Origin of the sequence: Nonomuraea sp. NPDC050153, assembly GCF_044460125.1 — a bacterium.
In the GTDB taxonomy this organism is placed as follows: domain Bacteria; phylum Actinomycetota; class Actinomycetes; order Streptosporangiales; family Streptosporangiaceae; genus Nonomuraea.
Map to the genome: position 1 here is coordinate 454,847 of NZ_JBITJQ010000004.1, position 12,957 is coordinate 467,803.

Genomic DNA, 12,957 nt, shown 5'->3' on the forward strand with positions numbered 1-12,957 from the left:
GCTACGTAGCGTCACATCATGACGAAGGTCCCGTTCTGACCTGGCATGATCTGGATTGTCGAGATCAAGTTCATGCAGGAGACCGGGACCTTCAAGGTGAAGCGTACGGCACCCGCCGGGTTGCGGCGGAAGATCAAGCGTGTCAGGACCGAGCGGCGACGGCGCAAGCTGGATAAACGCGCCCGCCGGTGGGCAGGCGGGCTGGAGCTGACCGGCGGTGGATCCGGCCTGATCGGCGCGGTGGGAGTACCGCTGCTGAGGCTGCTGGCCGAGGGATCGGGCCTGCGGGGCCGGCTATCGGCGGCGCTGGCCAAAAAAGGCTTCGCGCCCGGCCATGATCGCGGCCAGGTGCTCGTCGACATGGCCGTCGGGCTGGCGCTGGGCGCCACCTCGGTGGCGGGAGCGATACGGCAGGTGGCCCAGACCGGGCCGGTCATCGGCCCGGTCGCCTCACCGGTGACAGCCTGGCGGGCCTTCGACGAGGTCGACCAGGCGGCCCTGGAAGCGATCGCCGCAGCGCGGGCCGCACATCGGCGGCTGATCTGGGAGCATCTGGCCGCCCGCCCGGAAGGATTCCCGCAGGTCGAGGTGGCCGGGCACGTCTGGGACGGGTGGATCGTCGTGGACCTGGACTCCAGCCTGGTCGAATGCCACTCCGGCAAACAAGGCGCGGCGGCGACGTGGAAGAAGCACATCTTCGGCATGCACCCGCTGCTGGGCTCGATCGCCAACACCGGCGAGCTGGCTGTGGTCCGGCTGCGGGAGGGAAACGCGGGAGCCAACACCGCCGCGGACAATATCGAGGTCGCCGCCGCGGTGGTGGCGCAGATCCCGGCCCGCCGACGCAAGAAGGTCATCTTCCGCATCGACGGCGCGGGCGCGACCAAGGAACTGCTGGCCTGGATCAAGACCACCGCCGCCGGACACGGCTATGACTGGCGCTACTGCGTCGGGTTCGACGTTACCGAGCCGGTCCGGCGCGCGATCGCCAAGGTCCCCGCCGACGTCTGGGCAGCGGCGATCACCCCGGAGGGCACGGTCCGGCCCGGCGCCCATGTCACCGAGATCACCGGCCTGCTCACCCTGGCAGATGGCTGGCCGGGCGGCATGCGGATCCTGGCGCGTACCGAACCCTTGCACCCGCGTCATCACAAAACGCCAGCGAGGCGGAGAGGAAGCGCGGCCGGCGTTTCCAGGCGATCGCCACCGACCTGCCCGGTCACCACTACCCCCGCCTGGACGCCTTCGCCCGCCACCACGCCATCGTGGAAGACGACGTCAAGGACGCCAAAACCTTCGGCCTGAAGACGTTGCCGTTCTACCGCTTCGCCGCCAACCAGGCCTGGTGCACCGCCGTCGCCCTGGCCGCCGACCTGCTCGCCCACCTACGGCTGCTCACCCTGGACCACCATGAGCAGCTACGCAAGGCCACCCCCGGCCGGATCCGCCAAGCCCTCCTCCACGTCCCGGCCCGGCTGGTCCGGCGAGCCCGGAAACGACTGCTCCGCCTGCCCGACGACCACCCCCACACCGGCGACCTCATCCTCGCCTGGACCAGGGTCCGACAGCTCAGCCACTCGCTATCCCCACCCTGACCAGCACAAACACGGACCCGACGAGATGAAAGGCCCCGCCCTGCCAGCCCACCAGGGGAGACCACGGGCACACCCGGCACACCCAGCCGGGCTCTCGGCATGCCCGAACCCCGTCACACCACACCCAGCAAGATCATCTATGCGACGGAGGGGCGTCCGTCATGATCGTGAAAGATCAGGGCTGAAGGTTTACGCCAAGTGCATCGACGGTCAGGACCAGCTCTGGCACGACATGCTGGATGGTGCGCTCGGCAATAGACCCACCTTGGAAGAGGATCAGGACGAATGCAGAGATCGCTAGTCCGCGTAACCGGAGGCGATGCGAGGTCCAGAGGGGCCTCTAGACGGAGCTGACGAGGTGGCGTCGAGAACGGCCTCAGCATCATCGAACGCCTCCGGAACCTGCCAGTGGCTTCTCGGCCTGACGAACCGCTCAATCCGCTCCATGTGGGGGTGCCGCACCAGGCCCCTGCTACCGACATATCGGACATCTTCCCTGTCCAAATCTGGAGGTGTTGGGCCGAGCACAAGTTCGTGCTGGAGCAGTCAGCAAGAGGGGGTGCTGGAGGGCTGAATCGAAGTGGTCAGCCCTCCAGCCAGCAGTTGCGGAGGCATTCAGCTTTTTCGTGTCAGCGACAGCCTTCCGCGTCCTCCGAAGCCGCCCTTCTCGATTTTTCCGTAGCCAACCCTTCCGCCTTTCCCGAGCTGCTGGCGATTGAGGAGCAGGCCCAGGAGACGCAATCCCGATTCCCCTTGGCGGATCGCATGGCGATGAGAGCTATGCAGCATCATCGTGTTCACCACAAGATAGAAAACGGACGCAGCACCAAAAACGGCAGCTGTGCCGATTGCCTGCACGGAGCCCAAGTTCGGGGCCATGAAAACGATGATGACGCTGATAGCGGCGAATATCACAGCCACCAGCCCAAGAGGGGCAGCCGACGGAAGTGGCAGCCGCGGCTTCGTTCTCGTGAGCTGCGGCTTCGCGAGTGATGGGCCACTGTGGATTTCTCGCCCCTCGTTCCGCTGGGCTTCGTGCGACGCGGCGGCCTCTTGGAGCGACTGGTCGGAGCGGACGACGATCTCTGGCTGAGCATCCGCCCCATTGAACTCGACGGTGACATCGACGAACGGTTGACCATCTTCTTTGAGGGCGACGATGATTTTCGGCCGAGCACCGCTGCCATTGAAGATTAGCTTAACGGGAGAGTGCGCGCCTAGGAGTTGAGTCTTGGGCTCAGCTTCGCTGACTGGGTCAAGCGCGTCGATCTCATCGACGAGAGCATTTATGCGAGCTGCTTCTGCTGGGTCTTCCTCTAGCTTGGCGAGGGCGGCTTGAACCATCGCGACTTGCTGCTCGATGCCGTCTTCGAGCAGGGGATCACGGTCATGTAGTTCATTGTGCTGGTCGCTCACTGTCCCTCCCCCTTCTCACCATATTCGTTGCCTCTATCGATTTCACGTTGGCTCATCACGATTCTGCGAAGGTTCTTGCACCCGTCTCTGGCTATTTCCTTCACGGTTTGTGGCGCGATCCCTAGCTTTCCTGCTACCTCGAGCACGCTGTAGTCCGCGAGGTAGCGCAAGGTGACGACCTCACGCTGTCGGGGAGGGAGCTGGCCCAGCCATTGCTGGACTTGCTGGCTCTCAAGTAACAGCTCGACCACCGAGGGATGCGAGTCGACAACCTGCTCCAAGTACTCTTGATCGGGCAGTTCCCTGCTTGGTTGGTTCCCGGCTTGTTTGCAAGCGCTGTGGTAAGCAACCGTCTTCAGGTAGGAGAAGGGATCACGCAGGTCTTTTCCGCGGTTTCTCGCAACCTTCGCAGCCATAAATGCGTCGTTGACTGCTTCGCTGATCAGCGTCGAGTCCTTGAACCCGCAGCCTTTCAGGTAGTTGTGAAGCCTGCCCACGTATGCGCGGATGAACGCCTCGTGGTCTGGGTCGGTGGGTGTCACGCGCCGCGCTCGCTCTCTTGGGCGGTGTTCCCAGTGCGAGCAACGTCGATGGACGGTCCGCCCGGATGGATTACGATCACTTTGTGAGTGTCCGATGAGGCGCTGAGGGGCGTTCTGCGGACGAAGGTCCTGCGGTTTCCGTCGACGTCTTCGGCCACGTACTCGATCACGTCCTCTGAGAGTCGGGTGAGGTGTTCGGCAACGGCCTGGTCGTGCCCCTCATTCCTTTTGATCTTGTAGTCCCGTTCGCTCATCCGATCACGGTGCTCAATCCAGGCGATGATCATCGCCCAAAAGCCATGGGCTGCGCCCGGGCCCTTCGCCGGGTTGGCCATGTCGTCCTCCTCGCGATCGCCAGCCCTGTTGGACAGTCACGTGAAGAAGGGGGCTGAGACGAGACAGGCGGTAGGGGTGTGACTCGAAAATTTTCCCAAGAATCTTCGGGCCGAAGCAGCCCAGCGTTCCTTGAACCGACGCCGTCTGGGCGTGGCGTGAACGCGACGGTCTGCGAGTCGCGGCGCACTACCCGCACATCGATGCCCAGGCCGGCGCCATGACCCGCGACCGCGTTTTGAACCGGCTTCTGTCCGTGCCTTGGTCACGCTCGGTTAGCGGCGGCGCCCTTGTCCAGCGGCGCGATGCCGATGACGTTGTCGTACACGCTCAGGGCGATCACCACAGCGATCATCAGCCCGAACACGCCGGAGGTAATGCCGCGCTTGCGCCCCAGTTCCGGCCGTGCGAGAACTGACCTGGCCAAAGTGCGCGCCGACGTCCGGACGCCAATCCGTGGTTGAGTTCCTGGGACACGTACGGGGTCGGCGCACAGTCCACCTCGTCACACCCGGGCGGAGCTACCCTGTGAGGCGCCGAGCGGAGGACGCGCTGGGACCTTTCCGCGCTTCGGGCAGAGGCCGCTTGTGCGTTCAGGGGGCCGAACCACAGCGCCATTGCCTAGGGCCAGCCGTGCCGATCGCGCCCCCGACACATCCTTCCTTTTAGCAGTCTGTGCAGCGATTATCTTCCTCGATGCTTGAGGAAAGGCTTGTTACCCGATAGTGGCAAGCTCACCGAGAGGGGGACTTGGCCGGGGCGCCGGGGGTCGGAGAGAGTTGGACGGAATCCGGCATAAGCGCGGTTCGCGCCGGTCGATGAGCCGTGGCGGTCCCTTAATGGGGCTCGGTCGACCGGGGGTCACGGCAAGACGAATCGCTGGGCTCGCTGATATCGTCGACGCCCGCCTCGCTCTGGAGACTACCTTGCTGACGGCGTGAACCTCGGCGCGGACCTGGATGGCGAACTTTTGGCCAGTCCTCGGTGGTGGCAGAAGCCAGAGCGTCGCCCAACGCCTCCACACTCATGCTGCGATATGCCTGCATCAAGGCGGCGACGTTACCGGGAGAGACCTCGGCGTTGACGACCAGGGCCGCGAGCAATTGGGATCTGCTTATGTTCTCGCCGGCCGCGAGTCCTGCGGAAACGAGCCGCTCGAGACGGTCGTCGACAGCCTGAGGCCACGTGATCAGGGTGTTGCGGCGTCGAGCGCGCCACAGCAGTTCCATCGACATCCCAACCTAGATCCTATACTCAATATATATTGAGCACATGGTACGCATGCTGCAAGCCCAACCCCCACCACAGGTGGAAGGCTGTGAGCCACCTGCTACCGTGCGGATCGCCAGGCGTACGTTGCGGCCCACGCCGGTGTTCGACACCTACTGGCGCTTCGCCGCGATCAGGCAGCACATGTATCTGGCTCGGCTGGGCGAGGCCCCACCTCCCGCGCGCCAAGACCCGGTGCTGGCACAGCACCGCTTCACAAACTGCTTCCGTGCCGCGGACCGGGTCAGCCAGTACTTGATCGGCCACGTGTCCTATCGGGGAGATCAAGACTGGTGGGAAGTGTTCTTTCGTACTTTGCTGTTCAAGGTCTTCAACAAGATCCAGACCTGGCAACTCCTCGAGAAGCACCTAGGCGAGGTGACCTGGAGCGGGTACGACTTTCGGGCAGTGGACTGCGTGCTGTCGAAGGCGTTCGCGGCGGGAGAACGGCTGTACTCTGCGGCCTACATCACGCCCCCGCCAGCGCTGGGGGAGCAACGCAAGCACCGCAACCATCTGCGGCTCGTCGAGTTGATGATGGACCGGGGGGCGCCGGAGCGGGTGCAGCAGTCCGCTTCGATGCGTGAGGCATACGAGATATTGCTGGACTTCCCGGCGGTTGGCCCTTTCCTGGCTTACCAGTACCTGATCGACCTCAACTACGCAGCACAGATGTCCTTCTCAGAGATGGACTTCGTCGTTCCCGGCCCGGGGGCCCGTGACGGGATCCGCAAGTGCTTCGGTTCTGAAGCCGATGGCATCGAAGCCGAGGTGATCCGCTACATGGCGGACACGCAGCAGGAACACTTCCGCCGTCTTGGACTTCAGTTCGCCGGGCTGCGGGGCCGCCCCTTGCAGCTGATCGACTGTCAAAACTTGTTCTGCGAGGTCGACAAGTACGCGCGGGTGGTGCATCCAGAGGTCGTGGGTATCAGTGGGCGTAGCCGCATCAAGCAGTTGTATCGCGCGGACACCGCGCCCTTGACCGCATGGTTCCCGCCCAAGTGGGGTGTCAACGGTCAGGAACCTCAGCCGGTATGAGCACGCCGTCTCCTACGATCAGGCGGAAAGCTGTATCTGGTTCTGGATCACTGGGCGAATGGCAGTGACATGGTTTTCGATCTGGGCGTGTCCGGCGACTACGGTCAGGCTGCCTGGATGCAGGTTCGCCTGCTGAGCCAGGTAGGCCAGCAGACGTCCCAGGCCCAGGTAGTTGCCGTAGGCGCGGGCCACCATGTAGTGGCTGCGGTACAGGGCCACCGCGTGGAGGGTGCGGTCGCGATCCAGTTGGAATGAACAGTGGCTCAAGCAAGGGAAGCCGCGATACCTGTTGTCTTTGCCAGCGACGTGCACCGGCGTCGACCAGGTCTCCTCTGGGACCACATCGTCTGGGTGGGCGACGTCCATCTCGTAGGCGGCGCTCATCGGCCCTGAGCTTGAGGCCTGTAGACGAATGCGGGCGATTAAGGCGGTCAGCTGGTTGACCGGCCCGCCTTCCCCGGGGTAAGCCACGATACGGCCGAAGTAGGTCCCACCTCTGTTCCCCCGGTCCATACGCTTCAACCGCTCGTATATCTCCCGGTACCGGCGCACGAGTTCTTCAGGGGAGGAACACGTGGCGGCCAGCATGCTGGGGAAGATGGTGTTGGCGACGGTTTCGATGGGTTCATACCCGTACTCGTCGCGCACCCGGTCGAAGTGGGCACGCACCTGCGGATCTTCGGCAGTAGCGTCGGCGATGCGAACCACGGTGTGGAATCCGTCCCGGCGGGGATTAGCGGCCACATCGAGGGCCCGGCAGGCGGCGGTCCAGGCCAGGGAGGTGTTCTTCTCGGCGATGGTGAAGGTGTGCATCGCTGCTCCTGAGAATGTGATGGACCAGGGGGGTGCGGGAAAGCCTGAGTGGTGCGGTCAGGTGGGCCAGAGACGCTGCTCACCGACTCGTGGTGACTGCCGCGCGACGGTGAACTGGAGCACATCATCAGCGCCCGGCACGTGAGCGATCACAACTGCCGTGTCCCTGAGCGCGTCGGTGACTTCGGCAGCGGCTGCGGGGGCAGTCTCGTCCCAGAACAGCTGCCCTTCCGAGATGTTCGTGGGAAGAAGGGCTTCGGGCAACGTGTCGAAGCGAGCACCAGGGATCCGCAGCACGACGAGGTCTCCCACGTCGACCCGTACAGTCGTGTTATGGGCGGCCGTGTCGATCACATGGACATGCGCTTTGCTGGGAACCGCTCCGTCCGCCAACGTCGCTTTGATAGCGGCCGGCTTCATCTTCAACCAGAGGGCCTTCTGCTCCCGCGTCAGCAGGCGCAGCCGGTGCAAGTGGTGCACGGTGCCCGCGTAGGAGGTACCCAGCCATCGGGCTACCTGGTATGCATGTTCGGGCTGTCGAGGGCGGCCGACGCCGATTCGTCCGAGCGCCGAATGCAAGGCTGGCGGGGGCATGAGGAACCAGGCCGCGAATGCCTCGGCGAGCTTCTCCTCGTCGGGCCAAGTACCGTCCCCCCAGTGGGAGGAGCGGTCCAGTTCCTTGTCGTATGCCGTGCCGTGCCGCAGGCGGTGGTGCCCCAATTCATGTGCTGCCGTGTGACGTTGAGCGATGATGTCCAGACTGGCGTTGAGCAGCACTGCGGGCCCATCATCCTGCGGAGAGGCGTACATCCCGAACAGCCGCGGCATGCGTCGTGCCATCCCGATCACCCCGGCCTCGCGCAACGCGGCGTACACGTCGACGTACTCGTGACGGTCGACCCCTAGATCACGGTGTGCCTGCACAGCAGCGATCGATGCGATCCGGTGGGCGATGTTCCAGTTCATTCAGCCCGCCCGGTAGGCACCGCGTCGTCGCTGTCATGCTCCTTGTCCGACGCCTGCTCATGCGCACGCCGGTACTTCAAGAACTCGGCGAAGCTGATGACCTCCTCCCAGTCTCCATCGGTCAAGCCAACCAGCGCACGGGGAAGCCCGGCCAATGCGTGCTCACCAAGGTCGGCATCCTCCTCCTTGTCGAGGAAGTACGACACCGGCCGCGTGTAGAGACGGGCGAGCTTCTTCAGCTCCAAGCTGTCCACGCGCCGGACGGCGCGCTCGATGTCGCTGATGGCAGAACGCGGGATCCCGGTCATCTCGCACACGTACTGCTGGGACATGCCCAGATAGTCACGAGTGCGACGCAGGCGTTCCGCGAGGATTTCCAGCTCAGGGTCACGGCCGCGGAAGTCAGCGGGAGAAGGGGTCATGATTGTTGCCTTTCCTTGATCGCCTGCAGGACGGTGCCGGCGAAGGTGTACACAGACCGCGTGGAGCGGGCGGCCTCGGCGTCGGCGCGAATGGCGATGCCATAGCGCTCCTCGATACGGGTCAAGATCTCGACGACCAAGATCGAGTCGACCGGCAGCTCCTGGCCGGCCGTTTCCAGTTCCATGCGCAGCTCATCGGGATCGCGGCCTTGAAGCTGCGCCAGAAACTCCACGACCACGGCAACGATGTCCTCTAGGGACGGCTCGATCGCGTTCAGGAGACTCTCCTGTTCGTCGGATTTTCCGGCATCACTGTTCTAGTATACGACACATGTCGGCGATGCCGACCATCATGCTGGATTTCCCGACAGGAGGAGGAGCCATGGACTTCGCCCGCTATCAGCAGGCGGCGATCAAAACCCTGCAGCCCCCCGCCCCCGAGACCGACCCCGTGCTCGTCCCCCTACTCGGCCTAGTTGGTGAGGTCGGCTCCCTCGCCACCGCCTACAAAAAGCACCTGCGCGACGGACCCGGTCTGGTCTCCGGCAAGCAGTACCTTCGCGAAGAACTCGGCGACGTCTTGTGGTACGTCGCAGCTCTCGCGCACCGCTTCGGCCTCGACCTGGAAGACATCGCCGCCGCCAGCCTCGTAAAGATCAACGACCGGTGGCGTCCCACCCCGAAGACTGACCGCACCCATTTCGATGCCACCTTCCCCGAAGCCGAACAGTTCCCGCGACAGACCACCCTTAAATTCGCACTGGAGCGCGACCGCAAGGGCCGCACTGTCGCGGTGCTGACCCACGACGGCACCCCATGCGGTGACCCCCTCACCAATGCTTCACACATCGACGACGACTACCGCTTCCACGACGTATTCCACCTGGCGCACGCCGCCGTCCTGGGCTGGTCCCCCGTCACGCGCTTCCTCCTCGGCTGCAAGCGCAAAAGCGACCGCAAGATCGACGAAGCCGAGGATGGCGGCCGCGCCATCGCCATCGAAGAGGGCATCTCCGCGCTCGTGTTCTCCTACGCCGCCCGCCACAGCTATTTCGAGAACGTGCACCACATAGACCACGAGCTACTCAAAACCATCGCTGCCATGACCTCCCACCTCGAGGTGAGTATCCTGCGCGCCGCCGACTGGGAACAGGCGATTCTGACCGGATACGCCGCCTGGCGACAACTCCGCGGAACCAGGGGAGGTAACCTCCATCTCGACCTGGATCAGCAGACGCTAACTGTCGAGTAACTCACCCAGGAGAAAGCCCAGGGCCCCGGCGTTGATTCGCTTTGTCAGATTCGGTCATGTTGATCAGGTGTTGTAGACGGCGAAGGCGTCGTGATGGTCAAGGAGGTCGCGGCGCGCGTGGGCGATGTTGGCGCGGCCGGCCAGGCGGGCTGTGCTGATCGCGAGGTTTCTGAAGGTGGCCAGGGCTCGTGGCGCGTTGCCTGTCCTGACCTGGGAGTGGTCCTCTCGGAAGGTCACATCGCGGATCCAGTGGAGACGGTTTTCCACGCCCCAGTGCGCGCGTTCGTAGTGGTTGAGCTGGGCGGGCCCGGCCAGGTCGGCGGGCAGGCTGGTGATGCCGTACACGATCTCCTTGCTGGTCCACGCGCCGTCCAGTTCGCCGACGTCGCGGCGGAGCCGGAAGGCTTGCCGTGCGCCGGGGAACAGGGTGTCGTCGGCTTCGGCGGTACGGATGGTGCGTCGTTCGGTGCGGCCGTGCCCGCTGTCGTCATCGATCGCGCTGGTCTGGGCCCACTCGGCGTCGGTACCCGTGAGCAGGGCGTGTGTGGCGGCGCGGGTCAGCGGCTGATTGCCTTTCACGATCAGGACGTAATGGGCGCCCAGCTGCTCGGTGATCAGGCGCGCGGTGGTCTTGGCGGTGTGCAGCGCGTCCAGGGTCAGCACCATCTTGGCCACATCCAGTCGCTTCAGCAGGGTACGGGCGGCCGGTCCCTCGCCCCGCTTGCTCGGGACCTGGCACTGGCCCAGGACCACGCCGTGCTCGTGGCTGATCGCGCCGACCAGGAAGACCCGTCCACCCTCGACGGTGCGAGCGCCGCGGCAGACCTTGCCATCGATCGCGGCGCCGGGCAGCAATCCCGCAGGATCAGGGTGGGTGACCTGCCGCTGAAGCGCCCGCCGCTGCTCGCGCTCCAGGGGGCCGGGAGTGTCGGGATCTGCGGCACCGGTGCCTCGCGCCGGACCACCTCGGCCACATATCCGCTGATCGCCGTGTCCAGCGCATCGGCGTCCAGCCCGGCCAGGACCCGGCGGAAGGTCTTCTCGCTGGGTACGACGAACAAGCCGGTGAACGGGTCACGGTAGGCGCCCAGCCGCTCCAGCACCCCTTGCGAGGTCCGCGCGGCCCACTGCCAGATCGCCGCGACGCCGTCACTGCCGACCACCAGCGTCGCGCACGCGGTCAACGTCAAGATGACCACCAGCGGGTGCCGCAATCCGCAGGCCGAGCGGCGGTCGGGAACCGTCGCCAACCGTCGCATCAACGCCGATTCCACGATGAGCGGGCCGGCGGCCAGTTCGGCTTCCCACAATGCCAGGTCGGCGAGCTGGTCAAGAGCGGGGATGAGACGGGGGCTGGTCAGGGAAGATGGGGACACGAGCGCGACTCCTGCGACGATCTTCGGATTCGAGACCTGAAAGATCAGCAGAAGTCGCGCTCTTTCACACTCCACCTGGCCAAACACTCAACGTCGCCATACCGCATCAGAACCCAGGAACGCCGGGGCCCTGGGAGAAAGCCCGGGGCCTTAAAGCGAGCCAGCGCCCGAGCCGCTCTACTCTTGCAAGAAAGACCTCCGCCTGAGAGGTGCGAAGTGGAGCAGCAGAAACTACATTTCCGGCCGGGCGCACTCGTGGTACTCGAGGGCCTGGACCGCAGCGGAAAAACTACTCAACACCAACTGCTGTCCAACCTCGATTGGGCCACTCCCGCCCCGTTGTTCACACACATGCCGTCCGGCTTGACCCCTGTGACAACCAGCATCTACGCCCTTACCGAGGACGTCGAGATCAAGTCATCGTTAGCGCGTCAGCTTCTACACCTCGCATGTCACGCAGAGAACATCACCGCAATTGCGGATGCTCGCCAAGAGCGCGGCGTGGTACTCGACCGCTGGTGGTGGTCCACCGTGGCCTACGGCTGGCATGGCAGCGACCTAGCCAGCCTCGGCGTGGATGAAGATGCATTCTTCGGAGTGATCAACTCAGTTTGGGCGAGCCAGCCAGCAGACTTAATATTTCTATTTACCTCCCCCTTCGAAAGGGATGAGCTCAACCGTGATCAAGTTCGCCATGGTTACGCAGCGCTCGCTCGTCAGCACGCCCCCATCACCATCGAGGTGCCTCCCGCAGATGCCGCAACGACCATGGCATTCCTCGTCGACCAACTAATTTCGCGGAGGCTCGTGAAGATGTAGCCTTCGCCCGCGAACTGCGCCCGGCCGGGGGCACCACCGGGGAGATGGCGCCATCTCGCCCGGCTCTCGATCACCGCCACTGCATGCCAGTACGACATCCACGCAGCCACCGCTGCGGCCTGCCAGCACCGTGACCGTCATCGATTAACGGTTCAGCCGGTCCTGCCACGGCGCGTGGATCGCGACCCCGTCATCGCAACTGGTGCATTCGACCGCGACCGGACCGCGTCGCTTCGGGCGAACGATCGAGATGACGAGATCGCCGGACGGTGAGATGGGGGCGCTCTTCCGCTCGGCCTCGCGGTCATTGCTGTCCGCTCAGGTTGGCATCAGGATGTCGCCGCGATGGACCACTTCGATCAGGCTGCTGGAGTGGTCTCAAGATCCGTACGCTCCTCGTACGTGATCACGGGCATCTGGCTGCCATCGGCGACACCCAGTGGCATACCCGGAACGCGAAAGGACCTGCGTTTCAGCAGGTCCAGGCGCATCTTACGATGTAGATCTCGAGTGCCCCCTGTAGGATTCGAACCTACGCACCCGGCTCCGGAGGCCGGTGCTCTATCCCCTGAGCTAAGGGGGCTCGACGAGTGAAAGGCTATCAGCATCCCGGCACCACTCGGCACAGGATAAAGGTCCTTGAACACATCCGGCGAAAACCGCCCGTGACAACCCCGCTACGGGTTAACTTGGCGCCCGTGGGCGAGGTTCTTGGGAAAGTACTGGTCGTGGATGACGACGAGGTCATCCGGCAGCTCATCGCGGTCAACCTGAACCTGGAGGGGTTCGAGGTCGCGACCGCCACCGATGGGCAGGACTGCCTTGATCGCGTGCTCGACGTCATGCCGGACGTCATCACCCTGGACGTGATGATGCCGTTGCTGGACGGGTGGACGACGGCGCAGAAGTTGCGGACCGAGGAGGCCACCCGTCACATCAAGGTCGTGTTGATCACGGCGCGGGCGCAGGACGATGATAGGCGGCGGGGGCTGGGGATCGGGGTCGACGCTTATCTGACCAAGCCGTTCGATCCGGCCGAGTTGATTCAGGTCGTACGGGATCTGGCGACGGCGGCCGGCAAGGGGTAGTGCGGCCCGGGTCTTCGCTCCCCAC

16 protein-coding genes and 1 tRNA gene are annotated in these 12,957 nt (G+C 64.4%); 6 read left to right on the forward strand and 11 right to left on the reverse strand.

Annotated elements, in window-relative coordinates:
* Positions 1 to 45: 45 nt before the first annotated feature.
* Both ACIBQ1_RS14175 and ACIBQ1_RS14180 read left to right on the forward strand, forming a co-directional pair.
* A complete protein-coding gene (locus ACIBQ1_RS14175) occupies positions 46 to 1,305 on the forward strand; it encodes a transposase (protein ID WP_397277409.1) in 1,260 nt (419 codons plus the stop codon).
* Positions 1,266 to 1,595 carry a transposase gene (locus ACIBQ1_RS14180; protein ID WP_397277411.1) on the forward strand — a complete coding sequence of 110 codons (330 nt, stop codon included), beginning with the start codon at positions 1,266 to 1,268 and terminating at the stop codon, positions 1,593 to 1,595. Before ACIBQ1_RS14175 ends, ACIBQ1_RS14180 begins: the two co-directional genes overlap by 40 nt.
* Before the next feature lie 615 nt (positions 1,596 to 2,210).
* Here the strand turns inward: ACIBQ1_RS14180 and ACIBQ1_RS14185 are convergent.
* The 4 genes from ACIBQ1_RS14185 to ACIBQ1_RS14200 all read right to left on the reverse strand — a co-directional run bounded on the left by ACIBQ1_RS14185 (position 2,211) and on the right by ACIBQ1_RS14200 (position 5,121).
* The gene (locus tag ACIBQ1_RS14185) at positions 2,211 to 3,011 is read right to left on the reverse strand and encodes a hypothetical protein (protein ID WP_397277413.1); all 801 of its coding nucleotides are present in this window, start codon (positions 3,009 to 3,011) and stop codon (positions 2,211 to 2,213) included.
* Positions 3,008 to 3,553, reverse strand: a complete 546-nt coding sequence (locus tag ACIBQ1_RS14190) for an RNA polymerase sigma factor (protein ID WP_397277415.1) — start codon at positions 3,551 to 3,553, stop codon at positions 3,008 to 3,010. Before ACIBQ1_RS14190 ends, ACIBQ1_RS14185 begins: the two co-directional genes overlap by 4 nt.
* The gene (locus ACIBQ1_RS14195) at positions 3,550 to 3,888 is read right to left on the reverse strand and encodes a hypothetical protein (protein WP_397277417.1); all 339 of its coding nucleotides are present in this window, start codon (positions 3,886 to 3,888) and stop codon (positions 3,550 to 3,552) included. The genes ACIBQ1_RS14190 and ACIBQ1_RS14195 overlap by 4 nt, the downstream gene beginning before the upstream one ends.
* An 834-nt stretch (positions 3,889 to 4,722) precedes the next feature.
* Positions 4,723 to 5,121, reverse strand: a complete 399-nt coding sequence (locus tag ACIBQ1_RS14200; RefSeq protein WP_397277419.1) for a hypothetical protein — start codon at positions 5,119 to 5,121, stop codon at positions 4,723 to 4,725.
* A gap of 37 nt (positions 5,122 to 5,158) precedes the next feature.
* On the opposite strand from ACIBQ1_RS14200, the gene ACIBQ1_RS14205 reads away from it, so the two are divergent.
* On the forward strand, positions 5,159 to 6,196 hold the full coding sequence (locus ACIBQ1_RS14205; RefSeq protein ID WP_397277421.1) for a nucleotide kinase domain-containing protein: 1,038 nt from the start codon (positions 5,159 to 5,161) through the stop codon (positions 6,194 to 6,196).
* Between the two features lie 18 nt (positions 6,197 to 6,214).
* Here ACIBQ1_RS14205 and ACIBQ1_RS14210 read toward each other — a convergent pair whose 3' ends face one another.
* Genes ACIBQ1_RS14210 through ACIBQ1_RS14225 form a run of 4 tightly spaced genes read right to left on the reverse strand, consistent with a single transcriptional unit; the run spans position 6,215 to position 8,630 of the window.
* Entirely contained in the window at positions 6,215 to 7,009 is a 795-nt protein-coding gene (locus ACIBQ1_RS14210) for a hypothetical protein (RefSeq protein WP_397277423.1), read from the reverse strand.
* Between the two features lie 57 nt (positions 7,010 to 7,066).
* A complete protein-coding gene (locus ACIBQ1_RS14215; RefSeq protein ID WP_397277425.1) occupies positions 7,067 to 7,975 on the reverse strand; it encodes an ImmA/IrrE family metallo-endopeptidase in 909 nt (302 codons plus the stop codon).
* Positions 7,972 to 8,397, reverse strand: a complete 426-nt coding sequence (locus ACIBQ1_RS14220; RefSeq protein ID WP_397277427.1) for a helix-turn-helix domain-containing protein — start codon at positions 8,395 to 8,397, stop codon at positions 7,972 to 7,974. The genes ACIBQ1_RS14215 and ACIBQ1_RS14220 overlap by 4 nt, the downstream gene beginning before the upstream one ends.
* A complete protein-coding gene (locus ACIBQ1_RS14225) occupies positions 8,394 to 8,630 on the reverse strand; it encodes a phosphopantetheine-binding protein (protein WP_397277429.1) in 237 nt (78 codons plus the stop codon). Before ACIBQ1_RS14225 ends, ACIBQ1_RS14220 begins: the two co-directional genes overlap by 4 nt.
* Before the next feature lie 98 nt (positions 8,631 to 8,728).
* Here ACIBQ1_RS14225 and ACIBQ1_RS14230 point away from each other — a divergent pair, with 98 nt between their 5' ends.
* The gene (locus ACIBQ1_RS14230; protein ID WP_397277431.1) at positions 8,729 to 9,649 is read left to right on the forward strand and encodes a nucleoside triphosphate pyrophosphohydrolase family protein; all 921 of its coding nucleotides are present in this window, start codon (positions 8,729 to 8,731) and stop codon (positions 9,647 to 9,649) included.
* 63 nt (positions 9,650 to 9,712) lie between these two features.
* Here the strand turns inward: ACIBQ1_RS14230 and ACIBQ1_RS14235 are convergent, their stop codons facing one another.
* Both ACIBQ1_RS14235 and ACIBQ1_RS14240 read right to left on the reverse strand, forming a co-directional pair.
* Positions 9,713 to 10,432, reverse strand: a complete 720-nt coding sequence (locus tag ACIBQ1_RS14235; protein WP_397277679.1) for an ISAs1 family transposase — start codon at positions 10,430 to 10,432, stop codon at positions 9,713 to 9,715.
* Positions 10,336 to 11,025 (reverse strand): transposase family protein, encoded by a 690-nt coding sequence (locus tag ACIBQ1_RS14240; RefSeq protein ID WP_397277433.1) that lies wholly within the window; start codon positions 11,023 to 11,025, stop codon positions 10,336 to 10,338. The genes ACIBQ1_RS14235 and ACIBQ1_RS14240 overlap by 97 nt, the downstream gene beginning before the upstream one ends.
* Positions 11,026 to 11,241: 216 nt before the next feature.
* Between ACIBQ1_RS14240 and ACIBQ1_RS14245 the strand changes: the two genes are divergently transcribed.
* A complete protein-coding gene (locus ACIBQ1_RS14245; protein ID WP_397277435.1) occupies positions 11,242 to 11,844 on the forward strand; it encodes a hypothetical protein in 603 nt (200 codons plus the stop codon).
* Between the two features lie 511 nt (positions 11,845 to 12,355).
* Here ACIBQ1_RS14245 and ACIBQ1_RS14250 read toward each other — a convergent pair.
* A tRNA-Arg gene (locus ACIBQ1_RS14250) sits at positions 12,356 to 12,427 on the reverse strand.
* Between the two features lie 115 nt (positions 12,428 to 12,542).
* Here ACIBQ1_RS14250 and ACIBQ1_RS14255 point away from each other — a divergent pair.
* A complete protein-coding gene (locus ACIBQ1_RS14255; protein ID WP_397277437.1) occupies positions 12,543 to 12,932 on the forward strand; it encodes a response regulator transcription factor in 390 nt (129 codons plus the stop codon).
* Positions 12,933 to 12,957: the final 25 nt, after the last annotated feature.

Coding starts and splice junctions, on each gene's coding strand:
- ACIBQ1_RS14230 (WP_397277431.1), top strand. CDS start 8,729: ATGTCGGCGATGCCGACCATCATGCTGGATTTCCCGACAGGAGGAGGA.
- ACIBQ1_RS14215 (WP_397277425.1), bottom strand. CDS start 7,975: ATGAACTGGAACATCGCCCACCGGATCGCATCGATCGCTGCTGTGCAG.
- ACIBQ1_RS14205 (WP_397277421.1), top strand. CDS start 5,159: ATGGTACGCATGCTGCAAGCCCAACCCCCACCACAGGTGGAAGGCTGT.
- ACIBQ1_RS14210 (WP_397277423.1), bottom strand. CDS start 7,009: ATGCACACCTTCACCATCGCCGAGAAGAACACCTCCCTGGCCTGGACC.
- ACIBQ1_RS14220 (WP_397277427.1), bottom strand. CDS start 8,397: ATGACCCCTTCTCCCGCTGACTTCCGCGGCCGTGACCCTGAGCTGGAA.
- ACIBQ1_RS14200 (WP_397277419.1), bottom strand. CDS start 5,121: ATGTCGATGGAACTGCTGTGGCGCGCTCGACGCCGCAACACCCTGATC.
- ACIBQ1_RS14175 (WP_397277409.1), top strand. CDS start 46: ATGATCTGGATTGTCGAGATCAAGTTCATGCAGGAGACCGGGACCTTC.
- ACIBQ1_RS14195 (WP_397277417.1), bottom strand. CDS start 3,888: ATGGCCAACCCGGCGAAGGGCCCGGGCGCAGCCCATGGCTTTTGGGCG.